This is a genomic window from Alishewanella sp. WH16-1, assembly GCF_001441695.1.
Classification (GTDB): Bacteria; Pseudomonadota; Gammaproteobacteria; order Enterobacterales; family Alteromonadaceae; genus Alishewanella; species Alishewanella agri.
The window spans coordinates 71718-89916 of record NZ_LCWL01000024.1; the positions used below are offsets into that span (position 1 = coordinate 71718).

An 18199-nucleotide genomic window follows, 5' to 3' on the forward strand; every position below is an offset into this window, starting at 1 on the left:
GTCTTTTATTTAACGCGCATACCTGCGGCGGCACCCTGATCCGGCGTCAGCAGGAAGATATCGCTGCCACCCGGGCCAGCGGCCAGTACCATGCCCTCGGATAAACCAAAGCGCATTTTGCGCGGTGCCAGGTTAGCCACCATCACTGTTTGCCGGCCGATTAAACTTTCTGGGGTGTAAGCGGCTTTAATACCGGCAAATACCTGCCGGGTTTCGCCGCCGCCAATATCCAGTTGCAGTTGGACCAGTTTGTCGGCGCCTTCCACCGGCTTGGCATCAATAATGGTCGCGACCCGCAAGTCAATCTTGGCAAAGTCATCAATGCTGATGGTCTCGCTAATCGGCTCCCGTTTTCCGCTAACAACGTTAACCTCAGCCTTAGCTGCTTCAGCTTTAGCGACTGTAACCGGCTCAGCAGTAGGTTGTAAGTTCTCTTTTGAAGCATCAATCATGGCTTGCACTTTTAGCGGATCGACGCGCTGCATCAGTGCTTTAAAAGGGTTAATCGCATGGTTTAACAGTGGCTCACGGTAATTCGCCCAAAGCAGTTCAGTATTTAAAAAGGCTTCGCTGTCGCTGGCCATTTTCGGCAACACCGGCTTTAAATAATGCATTAACACGCGGAACAGATTCAGGCCCATTGAGCAGACGTCATGCGCTTCCTGCTGCTTGCTGTCATCTTTTACCAGCACCCAGGGCGCCTTGGCATCGATATACTGATTGGCTTTATCAGCCAGCGCCATAATATCGCGGATGGCCCTGGCAAATTCACGCTGCTCATAGCTTTGCGCAATGCTGTCCCCAGCGTTAATAAAGTCGGCGAACAGCTCCGGCTCACTCAGGCTGGCGGAAAGCTTGCCGTCAAAGCGCTTACTGATAAAACCGGCGCAGCGACTGGCGATATTCACGACTTTACCCACCAGATCGGCGTTGACCTTCTGGGTAAAGTCTTCCAGATTTAAGTCAAGATCGGTAATGCCGCTGGTTAGCTTCGAGGCGAAGTAATAGCGCAGATATTCCGGGTCCAGATTATCCAGATAGGTACGGGCCTTGATAAAGGTACCACGTGACTTGGACATCTTGGCGCCATTTACTGTGACAAAACCATGGGCAAAGATTGCGTTAGGTTTGCGGAAACCGGCGCCGTGCAGCATCGCCGGCCAGAACAGGCTATGGAAGTAGATAATATCTTTACCGATAAAATGATAGACCTCGGCGTTAGAATCCGGCGCCCAGTAGCTGTCAAAATCGATACCGGCTGTTTCACACAGGTGTTTAAAGCTGGCCAGGTAGCCAATAGGCGCATCCAGCCATACATAAAAGAACTTGCCTGGTGCGCCCGGAATTTCAAAGCCAAAATAAGGCGCATCGCGGCTGATGTCCCAGCGCTGCAGGCCATCTTTAAACCATTCCTGCAGTTTGTTGGCCATTTCATCCTGCAAGGCACCGCTACGGGTCCAGTCCTGCAGCATCTGGGTAAAGGCCGGTAAATCAAAGAAGTAGTGTTCACTGTCTTTCAGAATTGGCGTGGCGCCGGATACGACCGAGCGCGGGTTTTTTACTTCGGTGGGGCTGTAGGTGGCACCGCAGACATCGCAGCTATCACCGTTCTGATCCAAAGCACCGCATTTCGGGCAATCGCCTTTAACAAAGCGATCCGGTAAGAACATTTCCTTCTGCGGATCGTACAGTTGGCTGATGGTATCGCGCTTGATATAGCCGCCGTCATTTAAACGCTGGTAAATCAGATTGGCAAAGTACCGGTTTTCGTCACTGTGCGTAGAGTGATAATGATCAAAGGCGATACCAAAGCCGGCGAAATCGGCCATATGCTCAATTTTGGTTTGCGCAATCATCTGCTCCGGCGTGATGCCTTGTTGCTGCGCTTTTAGCATAATAGGGGTGCCGTGCGCATCATCAGCACAAACGTAGTAACACTGGTGACCGCGGGCTTTCTGAAACCGTGACCAGATATCGGTTTGAATATATTCCAGCAGGTGTCCGAGGTGAATAGGGCCATTGGCATAGGGTAACGCACTGGTGATCAGAATTTTCCGGCTCGACATTGACGATTGCTCTTGAGAATAAATAACTGAAAAGATATGAACTAATGATACTATAACCGGCATTAAATCGCATCCGCACAAGCGGCGTTTCCCAACGATTTGTCAACAAAAGCGATTAGTTTATAAAAAAGCCTTTTAACGGAGTGACTATGTTTAACTGGCTAAAAAAGAAAACTCAGGCTAAAGATCAGCCCGCGCCGAGCGCGAATGAGCCAAGCGGCGTTATTGAAGCTTTAAGAGCCAGACCCGCTGCTTTTAAATCGATTAAAACCATAGTTCTGGTGGCATCGGGTAAGGGCGGGGTTGGCAAATCTACCACCTCCGCTAACCTGGCGATGGCGTTGGCGGCAATGGGCGTGCGCACCGGCCTGTTAGATGCCGATATTTATGGGCCTTCGGTACCCACGCTATTTGGTTTAACCGGTGAGAAAGTCACGTCACCGGATAATAAATTAATGCATCCGCTACAGGCGCATGGTGTCTGTTTGCAGTCGATTGGCTTTTTGGTTGACCCGGAGCAGGCGTCAGTCTGGCGCGGCCCGATGGCCAGCCAGGCGTTATTGCAGTTACTGAATGAAACTCTGTGGCCTGAGCTGGATGTTCTGCTGGTGGATATGCCACCCGGCACCGGTGATATTCAGCTCACCATTTCACAAAAGCTGCCGGTAACGGGTGCTATGGTGGTGACGACACCTCAGGATCTGGCGCTGGCCGATGCCCGCAAGGCGATTACCATGTTTCAACAGGTGAAAATCCCAATCCTGGGCCTGATTGAAAATATGAGTTTTTATATCTGCCCCAGCTGCGGCGCCAGCGATGATGTATTTGGTAGTGAAGGCGGCTTAAAACTGGCCGAGCGCTATCAGGTGCCGGTACTAGGCCAGTTACCGCTGCAAAGTGCACTGCGCCAACAAGCCGATAGCGGTACTGCTTTGACGGCCGGAGATGCCAGCTTGCTGGAGTATTATCAACAAATTAGTCGTGCCTTGCTGTGGCAACTTACCGGTGCCAGCAGTCAGAGCGTGGAAATTGTTATAACGGATGATTAGTAATGAGATTATGTGACCGCGATATAGCGGCCTATCTGGCCGAGGGAAAAATCCGCATCAGTCCGGCACCGGATGCCGATATGATTAGCGGCGTTAGTGTTGATATTCGGCTTGGCCATAAATTTCGGGTATTTCAGGCGCATACCGCGCCCTTTATCGATTTAAGTGGCCCGCGCGCGGAAGTGGATGCTGCCTTAAATGCGGTAATGAGCGATGAAATTGTACTGGAGGACGATGGTGTCTTTATTTTGCACCCGGCTGAGCTGGCGCTGGGTATTACGCTGGAGTCGGTAACGCTGCCGGCAGATATCGTCGGCTGGCTGGACGGGCGCTCTTCTTTAGCCCGTTTAGGCCTAATGGTGCATGTAACCGCGCACCGCATTGATCCGGGCTGGTCGGGCAATATCGTACTGGAGTTTTTTAACAGTGGTAAGTTACCGCTGGCACTAAGGCCCAATATGAAAATTGGCGCCCTGAATTTTGAACTGATGACAGGGCCGGCGGATAAGCCTTATAACAAGCGCAGCGATGCCAAATATAAAGAGCAGAGCGGGGCTGTCGCCAGTCGTATTAGTCAGGATGATAAATCAGCGTTGTAACAATCGACCGCGCTAAAAAGAAAAAGCCCACGCAAAAACGTGGGCAGCAAGCTTAATATAAAGCAAAATGAAGCGGGATGATTATGCAATAAAGCTGCATAGCTTGGCAATGCCGCTGGCAGCTATTTTCGATATTTAACGCCGTTTGGCGTAGCATTATTCGATTTTCTGACAATGATTTGACCAACCGGGAGCGATAGCAATGCAACTATACGGTTCACAGACTTCACCCTATGTAAGACGGATACGGCTGCTGCTGGCTGAAACACCACATCAGTTTATCAATATGAATATTTTTGCCGAGGCGGATCGGCAGAAGTTATTAGCGCTGAACCCAACGTTAAAGATCCCGATGTTGCAGGATAACGACGAGATTATCTTCGATTCTAATGTGATCTACCGGTATCTTGCCGCCAAAATGGGCCTGGCAGCATTAAGTTGGTATCAGGAAAATCAACTCACATTGATTAATGCAGTCAATGATTCGCTGGTCTCGTTGTTTTTATGTACCCGCAGCGGTCTGAATACTAACGAAGATCGGCTGTTCTTTAATGCGCAAAAAGAGCGGATTGCTGCCTCAATGTTTGTGCTGGAGCAGCAGGCCGCTAATCAGGAATTTGCCAACTGGCAGTATCCGGCGATAGCACTGTATTGCTTACTGGACTGGGTGATATTCCGCGAATTGTTGGATCTGGAAGATTATCCGGCCTTACTGGCGTTTCATGCTGCCAATCAGCAACAGGCCGGCGCCGCAGTATCAGATCCGCGGCTGGCTTGAGTCAGAAGATAACGATATTCGGTGTATGCGTTAACAATAGCATTATCGTAAAAATCGGATTGCTTTGTCACAAAAGTCTGCAAGGGTGTGATAACGCCCTTGCGCGACAATCAAACGCACAATGTTGACATCAATATTTAAGTAATCGTGTACTAATCCGTTTCGCATCCCAATAATCTGGCGCCATTCTGACAATTCGTCAGCCGTAATCATGCCGTGCTGATGTAGCTGTGAGAAAGTTTGATAGGCGTCGACAGAACTGTGTTGCTGATATCTTTTTAGACAATGCTTGGCCAGGCGAATACTCAATTCTGTTAGCAGTTGTAATAAACGTTCTATAGCCAGGTAGTCACGCCGGCGTAATTCCCCCTGGGCTAAGTCTGCACGCAATTCGTCTAATTGTTGGCAGTAGTCTTGTTTATGTTTGGCGGCTTCAGTTAAATAAAGTTTTAAGCCGGCATCTTCAAACCTCATGACTTGCTTCTCTTTGTTGATACTCAAATAAGCTATTAATCCGCGTTATTTCTTGCCATGCTCTTGCACTACCATCGCTATATATCAGTTGTCCGGTATCAATAATCTGATACGCCAAATAAATCGGTGCTTGGTTGATGTCGACGATAGATATTTTGGCTTCAGATAGGGCGAGCTCTGCGGCCCAATCAAGTGCCAGACAGTGGGGACGATTGTAGCGCGCTAAGTTATCGAGTGCGAAATCATTAAAGGCAACAGCGAGATCATAATCACTGTCTGGCCTGGCTCTTCCTTGTACTCTTGAGCCATATAACCAGATAGCCCCAATATCCGCGTTTTGTTTTGCGAGCTGCGTAATCCGGGATACTATCGGCTCAGAGTTAGTCATCAGTCTGAATAAATTAAGTTTTGAGATAACAAGAGCGTATCAGAATAACAAGGTGATCGCCAGTTAGCTCACAGTTTCACATTCAGGAAAAACACCGGGCTTAACGGCCGGCGGCTTTTAGCAGCACAGGTTCAATCAGCACACTCTGGCTGTCATCTGATAGCCAGATTTGGCCTTCGCTGATATTACATTGCAGGTTCATACTGCGCTGTACCAACGTGGCCATCTGCTGCACGCTTTGCTCCGAAATGTCCCAAATTGATAGTTGCTGATAGCGGCTTAGCGCACTTTGATTCGCCTGCCACCAAATCGGTACTACCCGGCCACCATAGCAATATAAATGCACCTGTTTTGCCCGGCTACAAGCCTTTTTCAGCCATTTTTCATCGGCCTGACCAAATTCGACCCAGAGGTTCACGGTGCCATCCAGCGCCAGATCCCATAGCTCTGCCTCGTCGCTTTCACTGCTTAGCCCCTTGGTAAATTGCAGGGTGTTACTGGCATTCAGTGTAAAAGCCAGTAAGCGTACCATCATGCGCTCGTTATTCTCCGACGGGTGCTGTGCCAGCGTCAGGCTGTGGTCTGCATAATAATGCCGATCCATATCAGCAATTTGCAGCTGGACTTTGTAAACAGTGGCTTTAAGTGCCATCAGATGCTCTTTTAGTCAGATAGGAAAAGGCCGCAGTGTACAAAGCACGGCGGCCTTTGGCAATGCGCTCAGTGGTGCTTTAATCATTCAACCTGAGGCGCTTTGGGGAGTTGTTATGTAATCTGCCCCAAATGGTTGTTCCTCCTTCGCTTTGGTATATACTAAAACCTCTGGGAGTGGGGCACTATGCGTTTGACTGAACAACAAATTATGCAAATTAAAGCCGTGGTATCTGCAGAGCTTGGCAGTCAGGCGACAGTGACGTTATTTGGTTCGCGGCAACGCGATAACGTCCGGGGCGGGGATATTGACTTACTGGTAAGCAGTACTAATGAAATCAATCAGCCCGCTTTAGTTGCTGCCCGCCTGGAAGCTAAAATAATACAGCGTATCGGCATACAAAAAATTGATGTGTTATTACAAGCGCCAAATTTGCAACGCTCAGCAATTCACCAGATTGCGGCAAAGGGTATACCGCTATGACCACACTATCTGATGAACAGTTACGCCTGGCTTTTCTAATTCGTGTTATCGACAAGGAGCGGAAACAACTCGCAGTGACCTTGCAACGCTTATTTAATGCGCCACTCACACCCGAGCGTTTGCAGCAACTGGATACTGATCCAGCATTTTCCGAACAACTTGATGCTTTTGCCAGCCGTTTTGCCAGGTTACAAGACAACCTAGGTGATAAGTTGTTGCCGGCTACCTTGGCTGCATTGGGGGAGCACAAGGGCCCGGTCTTGGATAATCTAAACAAGGCGGAGCGTTTTGGTTGGTTAGAATCTGCTGAAAATTGGTTATTGGCCCGACAACTGCGAAACAAAATGGTGCATGAGTATATAGAAGACTTGCAGCTATTGGCGGATGCACTTAATAGCGCAGCTAACTTTACGCCGTTGTTAGAAAATTTTGCGATGCAATTGATTTCGGCGCTGGAACAACGCAATCTGCTTCCTAGTAATTCCTTTTAACCACAAAGCCATAAAATTTCAGCTAAATTCAGCATCGAAGGCCTGACTCTGGTACGTAATCATGCTGGAGTCGGAAGCAGTGGTATTTTTTGTTGTGGTGTTGGGTGGTTGCTTAACATACCCGACTTAGCCGCTGCTGTAGCAGTGGATTTTACTAAGCTGCAAGGGCAGTGCAGAGCCTAACTATTTTCAGTTGGACTTTATAAACAGTGGTTTTAAGTGCCATCAGATGCTCTTTTAGTCAGATACGAAAAGGCCGCAGTGTACAAAGCTCGGCGGCCTTTGGCAATGCAACTTTGCTTGGCTGTTACTCAGTGCTGGCTTGCTCGAACAACTGGTTCACTTTATTCCAGTTAACCAGCTGCCACCAGGCCTGGCTGTAATCGCCACGGCGGTTCTGATAGGCCAGATAATAGGCATGTTCCCAAACATCCAGCGCCAGAATCGGCGTGCCACGCTCCTCAACGACATCCATCAGCGGGTTATCCTGATTTGCCGTTGACGTCACCTGTAACTTACCGTCTGTATTAACAATTACCCAGGCCCAACCCGAGCCAAAGCGGCTGGCCGCTGCCTGATTAAAGGCGGTTTTCAGCGCATCCAATGAGCCAAAGTCACGTTCAATAGCTGCAGTTAAGGCAACTGAAGGTGTGCCGCCCTGACCAACAGGCGCCATTAACTGCCAAAACAGCTGATGATTATAATGCCCGCCACCATTATTACGCACTGCTGCATTAAAGTATGACATCTGCTGCATCATTTGCTCTAAACTCAACTCTGCCAGCTTTGGAAAATTTTCGACTTGCGCATTGAGGTTATTCACATACGCCAAATGATGACGGCCATGGTGAATTTCCATGGTCTTGGCATCAATTACCGGCTCCAGCGCATTGGCCGCATAAGGCAGTGGTGCCTGTGTAAAAGGGGTAGCAAAGGCGGATAACGAGGCCAATAATAAGGCAGCGGTGCTAACGGATTTCAGCAGGGTAGATTTTAACATACAGACTCCTTATATAAGATACGGATGTGTCTCCCGGGTAGCGGGATATGACAGTGCTCAACGCTGTGAGTTCACTGAGGATACGCTATTTTCTCCTGGTAGGATTAGTTTTAAATTAATCAGGCTAACACGCTTAAATAGCAACAAAGACTTTGTAGGGACTTTTAAATTTCTCTATTGTTGACTATAATAGTTGTCCCTTGGTAACAAAGCGAAAAATATGAACCCGCACCGAAGTATGGCGCCGCTAAGCGTCGCCGTAAAAAATATCACTCTCTCCGGTAACGTTAACGCCGGAAATATTCTCAAACAAGCCAACCTGCCATTCAACACTTTTGCACACCAATATTTGAGCACCTGCTTGCTCGGATCTGGTTCTGTCTGGGCATAAATATCATGGAAATTTTTGTTCTCGTTGGCTTAATTTTGCTCAATGGCATTTTTGCCATGTCAGAAATTGCAATTGTCACAGCACGCAAGTCGCGGTTGAGTGCACGGGCTCAGGGGGGCAGTACCTCCGCAGCTACCGCGCTGAGACTGGCTGAAGATCCCACGCAGTTTTTATCGACAGTACAGATCGGCATTACCTCGATCGGCATACTGAATGGTATCTTTGGTGAATCCATTCTGGCCGAACCCTTTGCCATCTGGTTACAAACGGTTGGTGTGTCAGCTGAAATTGCGCCAATACTTGCCACAGTGCTGGTGGTCGTTGTGGTCACTTATGTTTCGATCGTAATTGGTGAATTAGTGCCAAAACGGATTGGACAAATAAGCGCAGAAACCATCGCCTGCTTAATTGCCCGTCCTATGGCAATACTGGCTATTATCAACCGGCCATTTGTGGTGTTGTTATCAAGTTCTACTCATGGCCTGATGCGCCTGTTGGGATTGCGTCAGGAACTCGGCGACAGTGTGACCCATGAAGATATTCAAGCGATGCTGCTGGAAGGCTCGACCAGTGGTGTGATTGAGCACAGCGAACATGCCATCGTGAAGAACGTATTCCGGCTTGATGAGCGCAGTATCAGCTCATTAATGGTGCCGCGCTCGGACATTATCTATCTGGATTTAAGCCAGTCTATTGAAGAAAACATGATTATCGTTATGCGCTCACCACACTCGCGCTTCCCGGTGTGTAATAACAGCGTTGATAATGTGGTTGGTATCGTTTCAGCCAAGCAGATATTGTCGCAGTCGATCGCGCGTAAGGAGATCCAGCTCGGCAAGTTACTTAAGCCCTGCAACTTTGTCCCTGACAGTCTGACGGGCATGGAGTTATTGGAGCATTTCCGGACATCCGGCTCACAAATGGTGTTTGTGGTCGATGAATACGGTGAGCTCAAAGGCATGGTAACACTGCAGGATATGATGGACGCCTTGACCGGTGAAATTAACCAGGATGACAATGACGACAATAAGATGGTGATTCGGCGTGAGGATGGCTCACTGTTGCTGGATGGTTTATTGCCGGTCATTGATATGAAGGATGTACTTGAGATAAGGTCTTTACCTGACGAAAATGATGGTTGGTATCAAACCTTAAATGGTTTGCTAATGTATCAGTTAGGTACCATTCCCCGTACGACTGATGTGGTAGAAGTCGCTGGCTGGCGTCTGGAAATTGTTGATATGGACGGCAAACGCGTCGATAAAGTTCTGGCTCAGCGAATTGCCGTTGAGGAAACACCGGAACAGCAATAAGTTCAAAACCTGCCTGACTCCGGTTGTTTACCGACACCGGAGTCGATATCTTTACTCGCAATACAGTTAAAAACTTTTGTAAAGTAGGTATCGCATAGAGCAGCGCTCTCTCGTTTCCAGGACATTTGATGGACATCTGGTAGAGCAGAAGTGCTCGCACCATTGCGAAGCGACTGCCGACAAAAGCAATCCTGATAGCTGAATGCATTTAAATTCGAATACTGTATATTGGGGTGTATTTGGGGCGGTCTGGACGTCTGCGGAGTTTAGAAACAAAAAAACCTGTTTTACAACAGGCATTTAAATGGTCGGTACGGCGGGATTTGAACCCACGACCCCTGACACCCCATGACAGTGCGCTACCAAGCTGCGCTACGTACCGACGTAGGGCGTATCATAATGATTTCGGTATGAAATGCAATGCGCTTTTGTATGACTGCAGCTTTTTTGCCCAGCCTTGCTGCTCCGATGTTTCAGACAAAGTTATAACGATGCTGGCGAATTCTGTCTGAAAGAGTAGAATACGCCTCTTTATAATAATTAGCAGTGTTGTAAGCTTGTGAGCGACATTCAGAACGACCCTTTTGCCGATATCCGGCCTTACCATGATAACGAAGTTCAGGCCGCTATTGGCCGGCTGATTGCCGATCAGGAATTTATTGCTGCCATTTTGCATTACCGCTTTCCGCATCTGGCCGGCAGTTTTGGCTGGTTGCTAGCGCCGGCGGTCAAGTTTTTCCTAAAACGCAAATGGGCCAAGCTGCGCTCTATTGCGCAGGTGCAGCTGCAGGTTGCCGCCTTTATGGAGCGGATGCTAAAAACCTCGACCACGGCCATGACCTTTAGCGGAGTAGATCATTTAAAGCCTGGGCAGGCGTATTTGTTTATCTCCAACCATCGCGATATTGCGATGGATCCGGCGCTGGTTAACTGGTGTTTGCATAAGCATGGCTTTGAGACGGTACGGATCGCCATTGGCGATAACCTGCTGCGTAAAGCCTGTGCGACCGAGCTGATGAAGCTGAATAAAAGCTTTATCGTCAAACGCGGTGCCAAAGGGCCGCGGGAAATGCTGAAAAACCTGTCGCAACTCTCGGCCTATATCCGCCATTCGCTGGATGAGCAGCAATCTATCTGGATTGCGCAAAAAGAAGGCCGCGCCAAAGATGGTAATGATGAAACCGATCCGGCAATACTAAAAATGTTTTATATGGAAGGCAAAAAGCGCGGTGACAGCTTTGCCGACTATATGCGCAACCTGAATATCGTGCCGGTGTGTTTATCGTATGAGTTAGATCCCTGTGATCAGGATAAAGCCAGAGAACTTTCTCACAAACAGCAGCATGGTAATTACCAAAAAGGCGAGTTTGAAGATATCGATGCCATTATCAAAGGCATTGTCGGCTTTAAAGGCCGGGTGCATGTTGCCTTCGCTAAACCGTTAACTGATATTCCGGATGATGCCGACGCGCTGGCAGCCTTGATTGATCAGCAGATCTGGCAAAACTATAAACTGTTTCCGGTTAATTATCTGGCCGCAGGTGACAGCACCAAAGCTGATGCCGCACAACAGGCAAGCTGGCAACAAAGGCTGGATGCGTTACCGCCGGAGTCGCAGCCGTTTTTAACACAAATGTATGCTGCCCCGGTGCTGAAACAGCATACGCAAGCGGCTGAAAGGCCGGTAGCTAACGCCTGATGGGCTATCTGGTTGGTGTTACGCTGTTATGGGCGTTTTCATTTAGCCTGATTGGTGTGTATCTGGCCGGGCAGGTCGATGCCTATTTTGCCGTTCTGACCCGGGTAGCGCTGGCACTGTTGGTATTTTTACCCTGGTTGCTGCGTTATCCGATAAAAGCCGGCTTGGCGCTGCATCTGGCCGCGCTGGGAGCGGTGCAACTGGGGCTGATGTATCTGTTTTATTATCAGTCGTTTTTGTTGTTGTCGGTACCACAGGTACTGGTATTTACCATCTTTACCCCGGTTTATATCACGCTGCTTTACGATGTGCTGGCCGGGCGCTTTCAGCCGCGCTTTTTACTGGCCGCGCTGTTAGCGGTAGTGGCGGCAGCGGTGATGCGCGATGGCGTGCCGGCACCGGATTACTGGCTTGGCTTTTTGGTGGTGCAGGGCGCTAATTTGTGTTTTGCTGCCGGACAGGTTGGCTATAAACGGCTTATGCAGCAAGGTGAATCGCCTGCCAGGTTGCAATACCAGCAGTTTGGCTGGTTTTATGTTGGGGCGCTGCTGGTGGCGCTACCGGCTTGGTTTATCCTCGGCACAGCCCAATATCCGGTTAATGCCACGCAGTGGGCCGTATTATTATGGCTGGGGCTAGTGGCCTCCGGCGGCGGTTATTACTGGTGGAATAAAGGCGCCAGTCTGGTCTCCAGTGGCACCCTGGCCGTAATGAATAATGCACTGATCCCGGCGGGCTTGCTGGTAAATCTGTTAATTTGGAACCGCAGCGCCAATCTTTGGTCTCTGGCTTTGGGCTCGGTAATTTTGCTGGCGTCGCTTTGGTTATGCCGGCCGGCCAGACAGGAGTAAACCGATATGGCACGACAGGTCACCTACTTATACAAAGGGCAACGCAAAGTCATTGCCTTTAGTTTTGATCGCTTTCGCGACCCTTATGAAGCCGCCGCGGCGGAAGAGGGTATCGACTTAACGCAGTTTCTGGCAATGGAAAAGCAGTTAATGCAAACCGCTAAAGATAAGTCGGCAATCAAAAACTATCGATTACAAACATTTAGTAAATTTGGGTTTGCAGAGATCGCCTTTGTGCGCGAGAATCCGCCAACAGAAGAATAACAGGCTGCGCGATCCTATTCGATTGCCGCAGCGTATCAGCCTACAACCAATGAGTTTTGTTATGAAAATTACCGCAAATTTTGACAGTGGCAATATCGAAGTTATCAATGCCACCGATCCGAATAATATTCAACTGGCAATCCGTAAAGACAATATGTCGGATTTTTACCAGTGGTTCCATTTTCGCTTAAACAGCCCGCATGCCCAGGTGCATAAACTGCACATTACCAATGCCGGCACCTCGGCCTATCCGGATGGCTGGAAAGACTATCAGGCAGTGGCCTCTTATGACCGGCAGAACTGGTTCCGGGTCGAAACCGAATATGACGGCAATACCCTGACCATTACCCATTATCCGGAAGCTGAGTCGGTCTATTTTGCTTACTTTGCGCCTTATAGCTACGAGCGGCATATGGATCTGCTGCATCAGGCACAAAACGACTACAACTGTCAGCTGGTTGAACTGGGCGAAACCCTGGATGGCCGCGATATGAACATGCTGGTAGTCGGTGAGCCGGATGACAGCAAAAAGAAAGTCTGGATCATTGCCCGGCAACATCCGGGTGAAACCATGGCCGAGTGGTTTGTCGAAGGCTTATTAGATCGCCTGCTGGATGAAGATGACGGTGTAGCGCGTAGCCTGCTGGCCAAAGCCGTGTTCTACATCGTACCTAATATGAACCCGGATGGCAGTGTGCGTGGTCATCTGCGTACCAACGCCGTTGGCGTTAACCTAAACCGCGAGTGGCAAAACCCAAGTATGGAACAGAGCCCGGAAGTGTTCCTGGTGCGCCAGAAGATGCTGGAGCTGGGGCTGGATATGCTGCTGGATGTGCATGGTGACGAAAACCTGCCGTACAACTTTGTTGCCGGTGCCGAGGGCGTGCCTTCTTATAACGGCAAAATGGCGCAGTTAGAAACCAGCTTTAAGCAAGCGCTGCTGGCGGTAACACCCGAGTTCCAAACCACTTACGGCTATGATCGCGATGAGCCGGGTAAAGCCAATTTAACTGTGTGTTCAAACTGGGTTGCCGAGCAATTTAAAACCCTGGCCTATACGCTGGAAATGCCGTTTAAAGATAACGCCAACTTGCCGGATGAAGCCTATGGTTGGTCAGACGTACGCTCAATGAAACTGGGCCAGGATGCGTTAACAGCGATTTTGGCCGTAGTTGATGATTTAGGCCAGTAATAACAACCTAACCACACAGGAACAGCAGATGGCAATTATTTCCTGCCCGGTGTGCCAACACCGGGTTTCTAACAAAGCAGCAGAGTGCCCGAAGTGTAAAACCGATCTGACTGCGGCCACGCCGGAGAAACTGGCGGCGCAGCACCGGGATCGGATGCTCAAACAGTCACAATCAATGATGAATCAGTCGATGTTGGCGTTACTGCTGTTTCTGGGTGGCTTCGGTATTCTGTACTGGTGGCAACCGGAAACCGGCAGCTATAACGAATATGTCTCAACGGCGGCGATCGCACTGGGTTTTATCTGGTATGTGGTTTGCCGCGCCCGCATTATCTGGTTAAAGCGTAAGAAGTAGTATGGACTTTAATGCATTGGTCAGCGCGATGACGCCTGACACCTATGAAAAACTGGCACAGGCGGCCGAAACCGGCCGCTGGGCCGATGGCACGCCGTTATCTGACGAGCAAAAAGCCCATACCCTGCAACTGGTGATGGCGTATCAAGCCAAAGTATTAAAATCGGACGAGATTTTTACCGTTGGCGCCGATGGCCAAATTGTCCATAAATCCAAAGCTGAATTAAAAAAGCAATTTTCTGATCCTGCCGCTATCGCAAGGTTTTCACACGATGATCTTTAAACGCTGGTTTAAACCCAAATGGCAACATCAGGATGCCGCAGTACGCCTACAGGCGCTGGAAAGTCTGGATCCGCAAAATACCGAACATAAAAACACCCTGCATGAGCTGGCTTTTAATGATGGCGCCGAAGCGGTGCGCAAGGCCGCGTTGCACCGCTTAAATGATTTTGCACTGTGGTGGCAAGCCAGTAAGCAGGACGCCGCCGAGCGCCTAAAACTTTATGCCGAGCAACAACTGGTGCAGCAATTATTGACTGGCAAAGTCGACTCTGCATTAAAACATAAGTTTATCGAGCAATGTCAGCGCAGCAGTATTCTGGAGCAACTGGCGCTGCAGGATAACGATGCGACCCTGCGTTTAAGCTTATTGCAGCGTTTGAGCCGGCAGGATCTGCTAATGCAAAGCCTGCTGGATGCGACTTTCCCGGTGGCTTGTAAAGCGCAATTGCTGTCAGCGATCCAGGATGAAAAGCAGCTGGAAAAACTCAGCAAACAATTGCCGGGCGAATTAGCTAGCCAAGCTGAACAACAACTGCAGAAGTTGCAACAAGACAAGCAGCGGCCGGTTAAGTTGCGAAAAGAGTTAACCTTACTGCTGGCAAAATTAAACGCCCTGCGTGAACGGTCACAACTGGCCGACATCCCTGCGCTGCAACAGCAACTGGCGGCGGAATGGCAGCAATTGGTTGCTGATTTGCCGGTATTGCCAGATACCGAAGCCGCGCAGTATCAGGAAAAGTACCAACAGTTACAGCAAAAGCTCGATACCTGGCTAAGCCCTAAGCTGGCAGCGCTGGCCGCTGAGCAGCAACGCTTGGCTGCACAACAGCAGGCCGCGGCGCAGCTTAAGCAACTGACAACCGCGATCGCGGCGTTACAGCAGCAAATTAGCGCCCAGCTGGCTAATCTTGCAGATTTCAGTGCCCAGCAGCAAGGACTATTACAGCAAGCACATCAGGAGCTAACACAAGAGGTGGCCAGCTCGACGCTAAGCGCGGAGCAGCAGTCCGGTTTACAGCGAGAGCTGACTACACTGGCGGCACAATTGCAGGCGCTGCCGGCCGCAGCCGATACGTTGCAGCAGTTAACCACTTTGCTTAACGATTTTGCTGCTCAGGCACTACCCGCTACGGCGGAGGAATGTGACCAAGCGGCGACACAGCTGCAACAGTTTAAGCAGCAATGGCGACAAAGCGTGCAGCAATTAGGTTTGCCAGTACCGGCCGACTTGGCAGCACAGCAGCAACAAGTGCAGCAGCGCTGGAAAGCCACCCTGACTGAATTACAGCAGCAACAGCATAAACAATTACGCCAGTTACGCAGCAAATGTGCTGAGTTTAAGCGTTTGCACGGCGCCGGGCGCTTTAAAGTGTTGTTTGGGCTATACAAAGGCTTGCTTAGTGACTATCAGCAACTGGATAGCTCAGCGCAGCAGCAGGCAGAGCGGGATTTTAACGAAATTACCGCCTTGTATCAGGAATTAAACGATCTGCAGCAGTATATTGCCACGCCGCGTAAACATGAAATGTTGGCGCAAATGCATCAACTGGCGGCAGAGCCAGTCGAAGATGCCAAGCAAAGAGCAGAGCAGGTAAAACTGGCGCGCGCAAACTGGAACTCGCTGGGTAAAGCCGATCCGGCAGCGGATGATAACCTGAACCAGGCCTTCGACGAGGCCTGCGAAGCGGCATTTGCGCCTTGCCGGGAGCTATTTGCCAAACAAGATGCCGAGCGGGCAGCGCATTTGGCGCAGCGTCAGCAAATCCTGACTGAACTGGCCTTGTTGTTACACACTGAAATGCCGGAAAAAGCCCTTGAGCAATCACTACGTCAGCTCACTCAACGCTGGCGTGAGGCGGGGGCGGTAAAACGCCAGGATTATCAGGCGTTACAGCAGCAATATCAGCAGTTAAATCAGCAATTACGCGCAAAATTAACAGCAGCCCAGCAAGCTCAGGCCGCGGCTAAGCAAGCCTTGGTAGCTGAGGCGCAATCCGCGTTATCACTGCCAGATCAGGGCCAAACCGCTACGGTATTAAAAGAGTTACAGCAGCGCTGGAAGCAGCTGGGTTTTGCCGGTAAGCAGCAGGATCAGGCGTTATGGTTAGAGTTCCGCGCGCTGTGCGATGGCTTCTTTAATCAGCGCCAGGCTGAACATCAAGCGCAGCAGGCGGCACAGCAACAAGCCTGGTCAACCCTGCAACAGCAATTGCGAGATATCGCAAAGGCCTTAGCAGACGCGACAGAGCTAAGCACGGTACAACAACTGCAACAGCAACTACAGCAGCTAACCTTGCCGGATCTGGCCGAAGCCCGTGCTGCCCGTGAACAACTGGCAACGGAGTTAAGCAGTAAAGCCGCCAGCTTGCGGCAGCAGAAGCAAAAAACCGAGTTAAACCAGTTATTCGAAGCCCTGGCTGCAGGCCAGTGGCGTCCAGAGCTGGTACCTGCCGGTTATCGCGATGCGTTGCAGGGCACAACACCGCCACTTAGCCGGCGCGAACTAACGGTAGCCTTAGAGCTGTTAACCGGGCAGGGCACAACCCAGGTTGAACCCGGCGAAAAACAGCAGGTGCAGTTAGCGCTGTTATCAATGAAGCATAATGGTGGTCAGCAGGTTAATGCCGAGCAATTACTGCAATACTGGTTGGCACACGGCCCGGTCGCAGCAAATGAGCAACCGTTATTACAACGGGTCGCCGCATTGTTTTAACAGCGCTACGACGCTACACCACACCACGACTCCGGTACGCCTGCCGTACCGGAGTCGATCCTGCGATATCGAACCAAGCACCGATCTTAACGCTACACCAAGCCACGACTCCGGTATGCTTGCCGTACCGGAGTCGGTCCTGCGATCGTGACAAACAGCACTAAGTAAAAACTATAGCCAGACTTGTAACCGCAAAAACTGCTGTGACGCCGCCCAGCTAAGTGCGACCAGGTTTACCACCACGGCAAACCAAAACACCACTAAAAATGGCCGCTTTTGTGACTTATGCCGCAAATAGGCTTGCGCTAATAAGGCTCCCGGCCAACCACCCAGCACAGCCAGCAGCTGCAATGTCGACTCTTGTGTACGCCAGCGCCCAGCTTGGGCTTGTCGCTTATCCCACCAGTAGGCAATAAAAGTCAGCACACTTAGCAGCGCATAAACTGCCAACACATATAGCGGTAACGTACCAAAAAACAGCGCCAGTGTTAAAACGCCAGCAAAACCCAATACCAGCAGCAAGGGTGCCTTTGACGCCGTTTTCGCGGTTCTGATGCGATGCTTTTCACCGGCAAAGGTGACGTCCTGCGCTTGCAAACGGCCTTGCTCATCTTGACCCAGGCTGTAAGTAACTACCTCACCCAGCACTGGCCGGCGGGCGCGGTTTTGTAGTGCTTTGATATGCACAAATACCCGTTCGCCTTTCAGCATCGGCTGAATAAAGCCAAAGCCTTTGGCATCATCCCACTGCGTAATTTTTCCCTTTATGCGCATCACGATCCCTTGTCTGAAAAGATACAACTATTTAATAGAGTTGAAGTAAAACCAGCGTCGATTGAACCGTGTTTGACTGCGCTCGTCAATGCTAGGGTTGGTTTTGACTCCACAACGCAAGGGTACACCACTTGACGACTCCAGTATGCTTGTCGTACCGGAGTCGCGATCTGCGATAGTGGGATTGGTAGTTTTGGTTGATGTAACGGCTAGCTTGTTGCGAAGGAGGACTGCTTTGAGCGAGTTGCGGTCATTCGGCATAGACCCTTGGCCTTCAGGCGATAGTTGTTTTAAGCAACGGCGTTGCGCGGGTTTCGCCTAAAGGCGAGTCTCTTTCTTTTGCTTCGTCAAAAGAAAGAAACCAAAGAAAAGGCGACCCCGGGA

The 18199-nt window shown here is 50.1% G+C and carries 19 protein-coding genes and 1 tRNA gene; 13 read left to right on the plus strand and 7 right to left on the minus strand.

Annotated elements, in window-relative coordinates:
* Nucleotides 1–5: 5 nt before the first annotated feature.
* Nucleotides 6–2066, minus strand: coding sequence for a methionine--tRNA ligase (gene metG, locus AAY72_RS02795; protein WP_057785507.1), 2061 nt, complete (start codon nt 2064–2066; stop codon nt 6–8).
* Nucleotides 2067–2215: 149 nt separating this feature from the next.
* Here metG and apbC point away from each other — a divergent pair, with 149 nt between their 5' ends.
* From apbC to AAY72_RS02810, 3 genes are all read left to right on the plus strand, one after another.
* Nucleotides 2216–3115: an iron-sulfur cluster carrier protein ApbC gene (gene apbC / locus AAY72_RS02800; protein ID WP_057785508.1), complete on the plus strand. Its 900-nt coding sequence runs from the start codon at nt 2216–2218 to the stop codon at nt 3113–3115.
* A 2-nt stretch (nt 3116–3117) separates the two neighbouring features.
* On the plus strand, nt 3118–3714 hold the full coding sequence (gene dcd / locus AAY72_RS02805; protein ID WP_057785509.1) for a dCTP deaminase: 597 nt from the start codon (nt 3118–3120) through the stop codon (nt 3712–3714).
* A 202-nt stretch (nt 3715–3916) separates the two neighbouring features.
* A complete protein-coding gene (locus tag AAY72_RS02810; protein ID WP_057785510.1) occupies nt 3917–4492 on the plus strand; it encodes a glutathione S-transferase family protein in 576 nt (191 codons plus the stop codon).
* A 42-nt stretch (nt 4493–4534) separates the two neighbouring features.
* Here the strand turns inward: AAY72_RS02810 and AAY72_RS02815 are convergent, their stop codons facing one another.
* The 3 genes from AAY72_RS02815 to AAY72_RS02825 form a co-directional block, all read right to left on the minus strand.
* The gene (locus AAY72_RS02815; RefSeq protein WP_057785511.1) at nt 4535–4966 is read right to left on the minus strand and encodes a DUF86 domain-containing protein; all 432 of its coding nucleotides are present in this window, start codon (nt 4964–4966) and stop codon (nt 4535–4537) included.
* Complete coding sequence (locus AAY72_RS02820; protein WP_057785512.1) at nt 4956–5354, minus strand: nucleotidyltransferase domain-containing protein; 399 nt, start codon at nt 5352–5354, stop codon at nt 4956–4958. Before AAY72_RS02820 ends, AAY72_RS02815 begins: the two co-directional genes overlap by 11 nt.
* Before the next feature lie 100 nt (nt 5355–5454).
* Nucleotides 5455–6006, minus strand: coding sequence for a YaeQ family protein (locus AAY72_RS02825; RefSeq protein WP_057785513.1), 552 nt, complete (start codon nt 6004–6006; stop codon nt 5455–5457).
* 186 nt (nt 6007–6192) lie between these two features.
* Between AAY72_RS02825 and AAY72_RS02830 the strand changes: the two genes are divergently transcribed.
* Together AAY72_RS02830 and AAY72_RS02835 are read left to right on the plus strand one after the other, a co-directional pair.
* A complete protein-coding gene (locus tag AAY72_RS02830; RefSeq protein ID WP_057785514.1) occupies nt 6193–6489 on the plus strand; it encodes a nucleotidyltransferase domain-containing protein in 297 nt (98 codons plus the stop codon).
* The gene (locus AAY72_RS02835; protein ID WP_008608430.1) at nt 6486–6980 is read left to right on the plus strand and encodes a hypothetical protein; all 495 of its coding nucleotides are present in this window, start codon (nt 6486–6488) and stop codon (nt 6978–6980) included. Before AAY72_RS02830 ends, AAY72_RS02835 begins: the two co-directional genes overlap by 4 nt.
* A gap of 307 nt (nt 6981–7287) precedes the next feature.
* Here the strand turns inward: AAY72_RS02835 and AAY72_RS02840 are convergent, their stop codons facing one another.
* A complete protein-coding gene (locus AAY72_RS02840; RefSeq protein WP_057785515.1) occupies nt 7288–7980 on the minus strand; it encodes a superoxide dismutase in 693 nt (230 codons plus the stop codon).
* A gap of 396 nt (nt 7981–8376) precedes the next feature.
* Between AAY72_RS02840 and AAY72_RS02845 the strand changes: the two genes are divergently transcribed.
* Entirely contained in the window at nt 8377–9684 is a 1308-nt protein-coding gene (locus tag AAY72_RS02845; protein ID WP_057785516.1) for a hemolysin family protein, read from the plus strand.
* A gap of 305 nt (nt 9685–9989) precedes the next feature.
* Here the strand turns inward: AAY72_RS02845 and AAY72_RS02850 are convergent.
* A tRNA-Pro gene (locus AAY72_RS02850) sits at nt 9990–10066 on the minus strand.
* Between the two features lie 177 nt (nt 10067–10243).
* On the opposite strand from AAY72_RS02850, the gene AAY72_RS02855 reads away from it, so the two are divergent.
* From AAY72_RS02855 to AAY72_RS02885, 7 genes are all read left to right on the plus strand, one after another.
* Nucleotides 10244–11383 carry a 1-acyl-sn-glycerol-3-phosphate acyltransferase gene (locus tag AAY72_RS02855; RefSeq protein ID WP_057785517.1) on the plus strand — a complete coding sequence of 380 codons (1140 nt, stop codon included), beginning with the start codon at nt 10244–10246 and terminating at the stop codon, nt 11381–11383.
* Nucleotides 11383–12234 (plus strand): hypothetical protein, encoded by an 852-nt coding sequence (locus AAY72_RS02860; protein ID WP_057785518.1) that lies wholly within the window; start codon nt 11383–11385, stop codon nt 12232–12234. The genes AAY72_RS02855 and AAY72_RS02860 overlap by 1 nt, the downstream gene beginning before the upstream one ends.
* A gap of 6 nt (nt 12235–12240) precedes the next feature.
* A complete protein-coding gene (locus tag AAY72_RS02865; protein ID WP_008608438.1) occupies nt 12241–12498 on the plus strand; it encodes a DUF2960 family protein in 258 nt (85 codons plus the stop codon).
* 61 nt (nt 12499–12559) lie between these two features.
* Entirely contained in the window at nt 12560–13690 is a 1131-nt protein-coding gene (locus tag AAY72_RS02870; RefSeq protein WP_057785552.1) for a M14-type cytosolic carboxypeptidase, read from the plus strand.
* A gap of 28 nt (nt 13691–13718) precedes the next feature.
* On the plus strand, nt 13719–14045 hold the full coding sequence (locus tag AAY72_RS02875) for a hypothetical protein (RefSeq protein ID WP_057785519.1): 327 nt from the start codon (nt 13719–13721) through the stop codon (nt 14043–14045).
* A gap of 1 nt (nt 14046) precedes the next feature.
* The gene (locus AAY72_RS02880) at nt 14047–14328 is read left to right on the plus strand and encodes a YeaC family protein (RefSeq protein ID WP_008983604.1); all 282 of its coding nucleotides are present in this window, start codon (nt 14047–14049) and stop codon (nt 14326–14328) included.
* A complete protein-coding gene (locus AAY72_RS02885) occupies nt 14318–17041 on the plus strand; it encodes a DUF349 domain-containing protein (protein ID WP_057785520.1) in 2724 nt (907 codons plus the stop codon). Before AAY72_RS02880 ends, AAY72_RS02885 begins: the two co-directional genes overlap by 11 nt.
* Nucleotides 17042–17212: 171 nt before the next feature.
* Here the strand turns inward: AAY72_RS02885 and AAY72_RS02890 are convergent, their stop codons facing one another.
* On the minus strand, nt 17213–17815 hold the full coding sequence (locus AAY72_RS02890) for a cold shock and DUF1294 domain-containing protein (RefSeq protein WP_057785521.1): 603 nt from the start codon (nt 17813–17815) through the stop codon (nt 17213–17215).
* Nucleotides 17816–18199: the final 384 nt, after the last annotated feature.

Bases quoted from the DNA above. Each gene is read 5' to 3' on its own strand.
- AAY72_RS02865 (WP_008608438.1), top strand. From the start codon at position 12,241: ATGGCACGACAGGTCACCTACTTATACAAAGGGCAACGCAAAGTCATT.
- AAY72_RS02840 (WP_057785515.1), bottom strand. From the start codon at position 7,980: ATGTTAAAATCTACCCTGCTGAAATCCGTTAGCACCGCTGCCTTATTA.
- AAY72_RS02830 (WP_057785514.1), top strand. From the start codon at position 6,193: ATGCGTTTGACTGAACAACAAATTATGCAAATTAAAGCCGTGGTATCT.
- apbC (WP_057785508.1), top strand. From the start codon at position 2,216: ATGTTTAACTGGCTAAAAAAGAAAACTCAGGCTAAAGATCAGCCCGCG.
- AAY72_RS02875 (WP_057785519.1), top strand. From the start codon at position 13,719: ATGGCAATTATTTCCTGCCCGGTGTGCCAACACCGGGTTTCTAACAAA.
- AAY72_RS02820 (WP_057785512.1), bottom strand. From the start codon at position 5,354: ATGACTAACTCTGAGCCGATAGTATCCCGGATTACGCAGCTCGCAAAA.
- AAY72_RS02845 (WP_057785516.1), top strand. From the start codon at position 8,377: ATGGAAATTTTTGTTCTCGTTGGCTTAATTTTGCTCAATGGCATTTTT.
- AAY72_RS02835 (WP_008608430.1), top strand. From the start codon at position 6,486: ATGACCACACTATCTGATGAACAGTTACGCCTGGCTTTTCTAATTCGT.
- AAY72_RS02810 (WP_057785510.1), top strand. From the start codon at position 3,917: ATGCAACTATACGGTTCACAGACTTCACCCTATGTAAGACGGATACGG.
- AAY72_RS02825 (WP_057785513.1), bottom strand. From the start codon at position 6,006: ATGGCACTTAAAGCCACTGTTTACAAAGTCCAGCTGCAAATTGCTGAT.
- AAY72_RS02870 (WP_057785552.1), top strand. From the start codon at position 12,560: ATGAAAATTACCGCAAATTTTGACAGTGGCAATATCGAAGTTATCAAT.
- AAY72_RS02815 (WP_057785511.1), bottom strand. From the start codon at position 4,966: ATGAGGTTTGAAGATGCCGGCTTAAAACTTTATTTAACTGAAGCCGCC.
- AAY72_RS02860 (WP_057785518.1), top strand. From the start codon at position 11,383: ATGGGCTATCTGGTTGGTGTTACGCTGTTATGGGCGTTTTCATTTAGC.
- AAY72_RS02880 (WP_008983604.1), top strand. From the start codon at position 14,047: ATGGACTTTAATGCATTGGTCAGCGCGATGACGCCTGACACCTATGAA.
- AAY72_RS02885 (WP_057785520.1), top strand. From the start codon at position 14,318: ATGATCTTTAAACGCTGGTTTAAACCCAAATGGCAACATCAGGATGCC.
- AAY72_RS02890 (WP_057785521.1), bottom strand. From the start codon at position 17,815: ATGCGCATAAAGGGAAAAATTACGCAGTGGGATGATGCCAAAGGCTTT.
- metG (WP_057785507.1), bottom strand. From the start codon at position 2,066: ATGTCGAGCCGGAAAATTCTGATCACCAGTGCGTTACCCTATGCCAAT.
- dcd (WP_057785509.1), top strand. From the start codon at position 3,118: ATGAGATTATGTGACCGCGATATAGCGGCCTATCTGGCCGAGGGAAAA.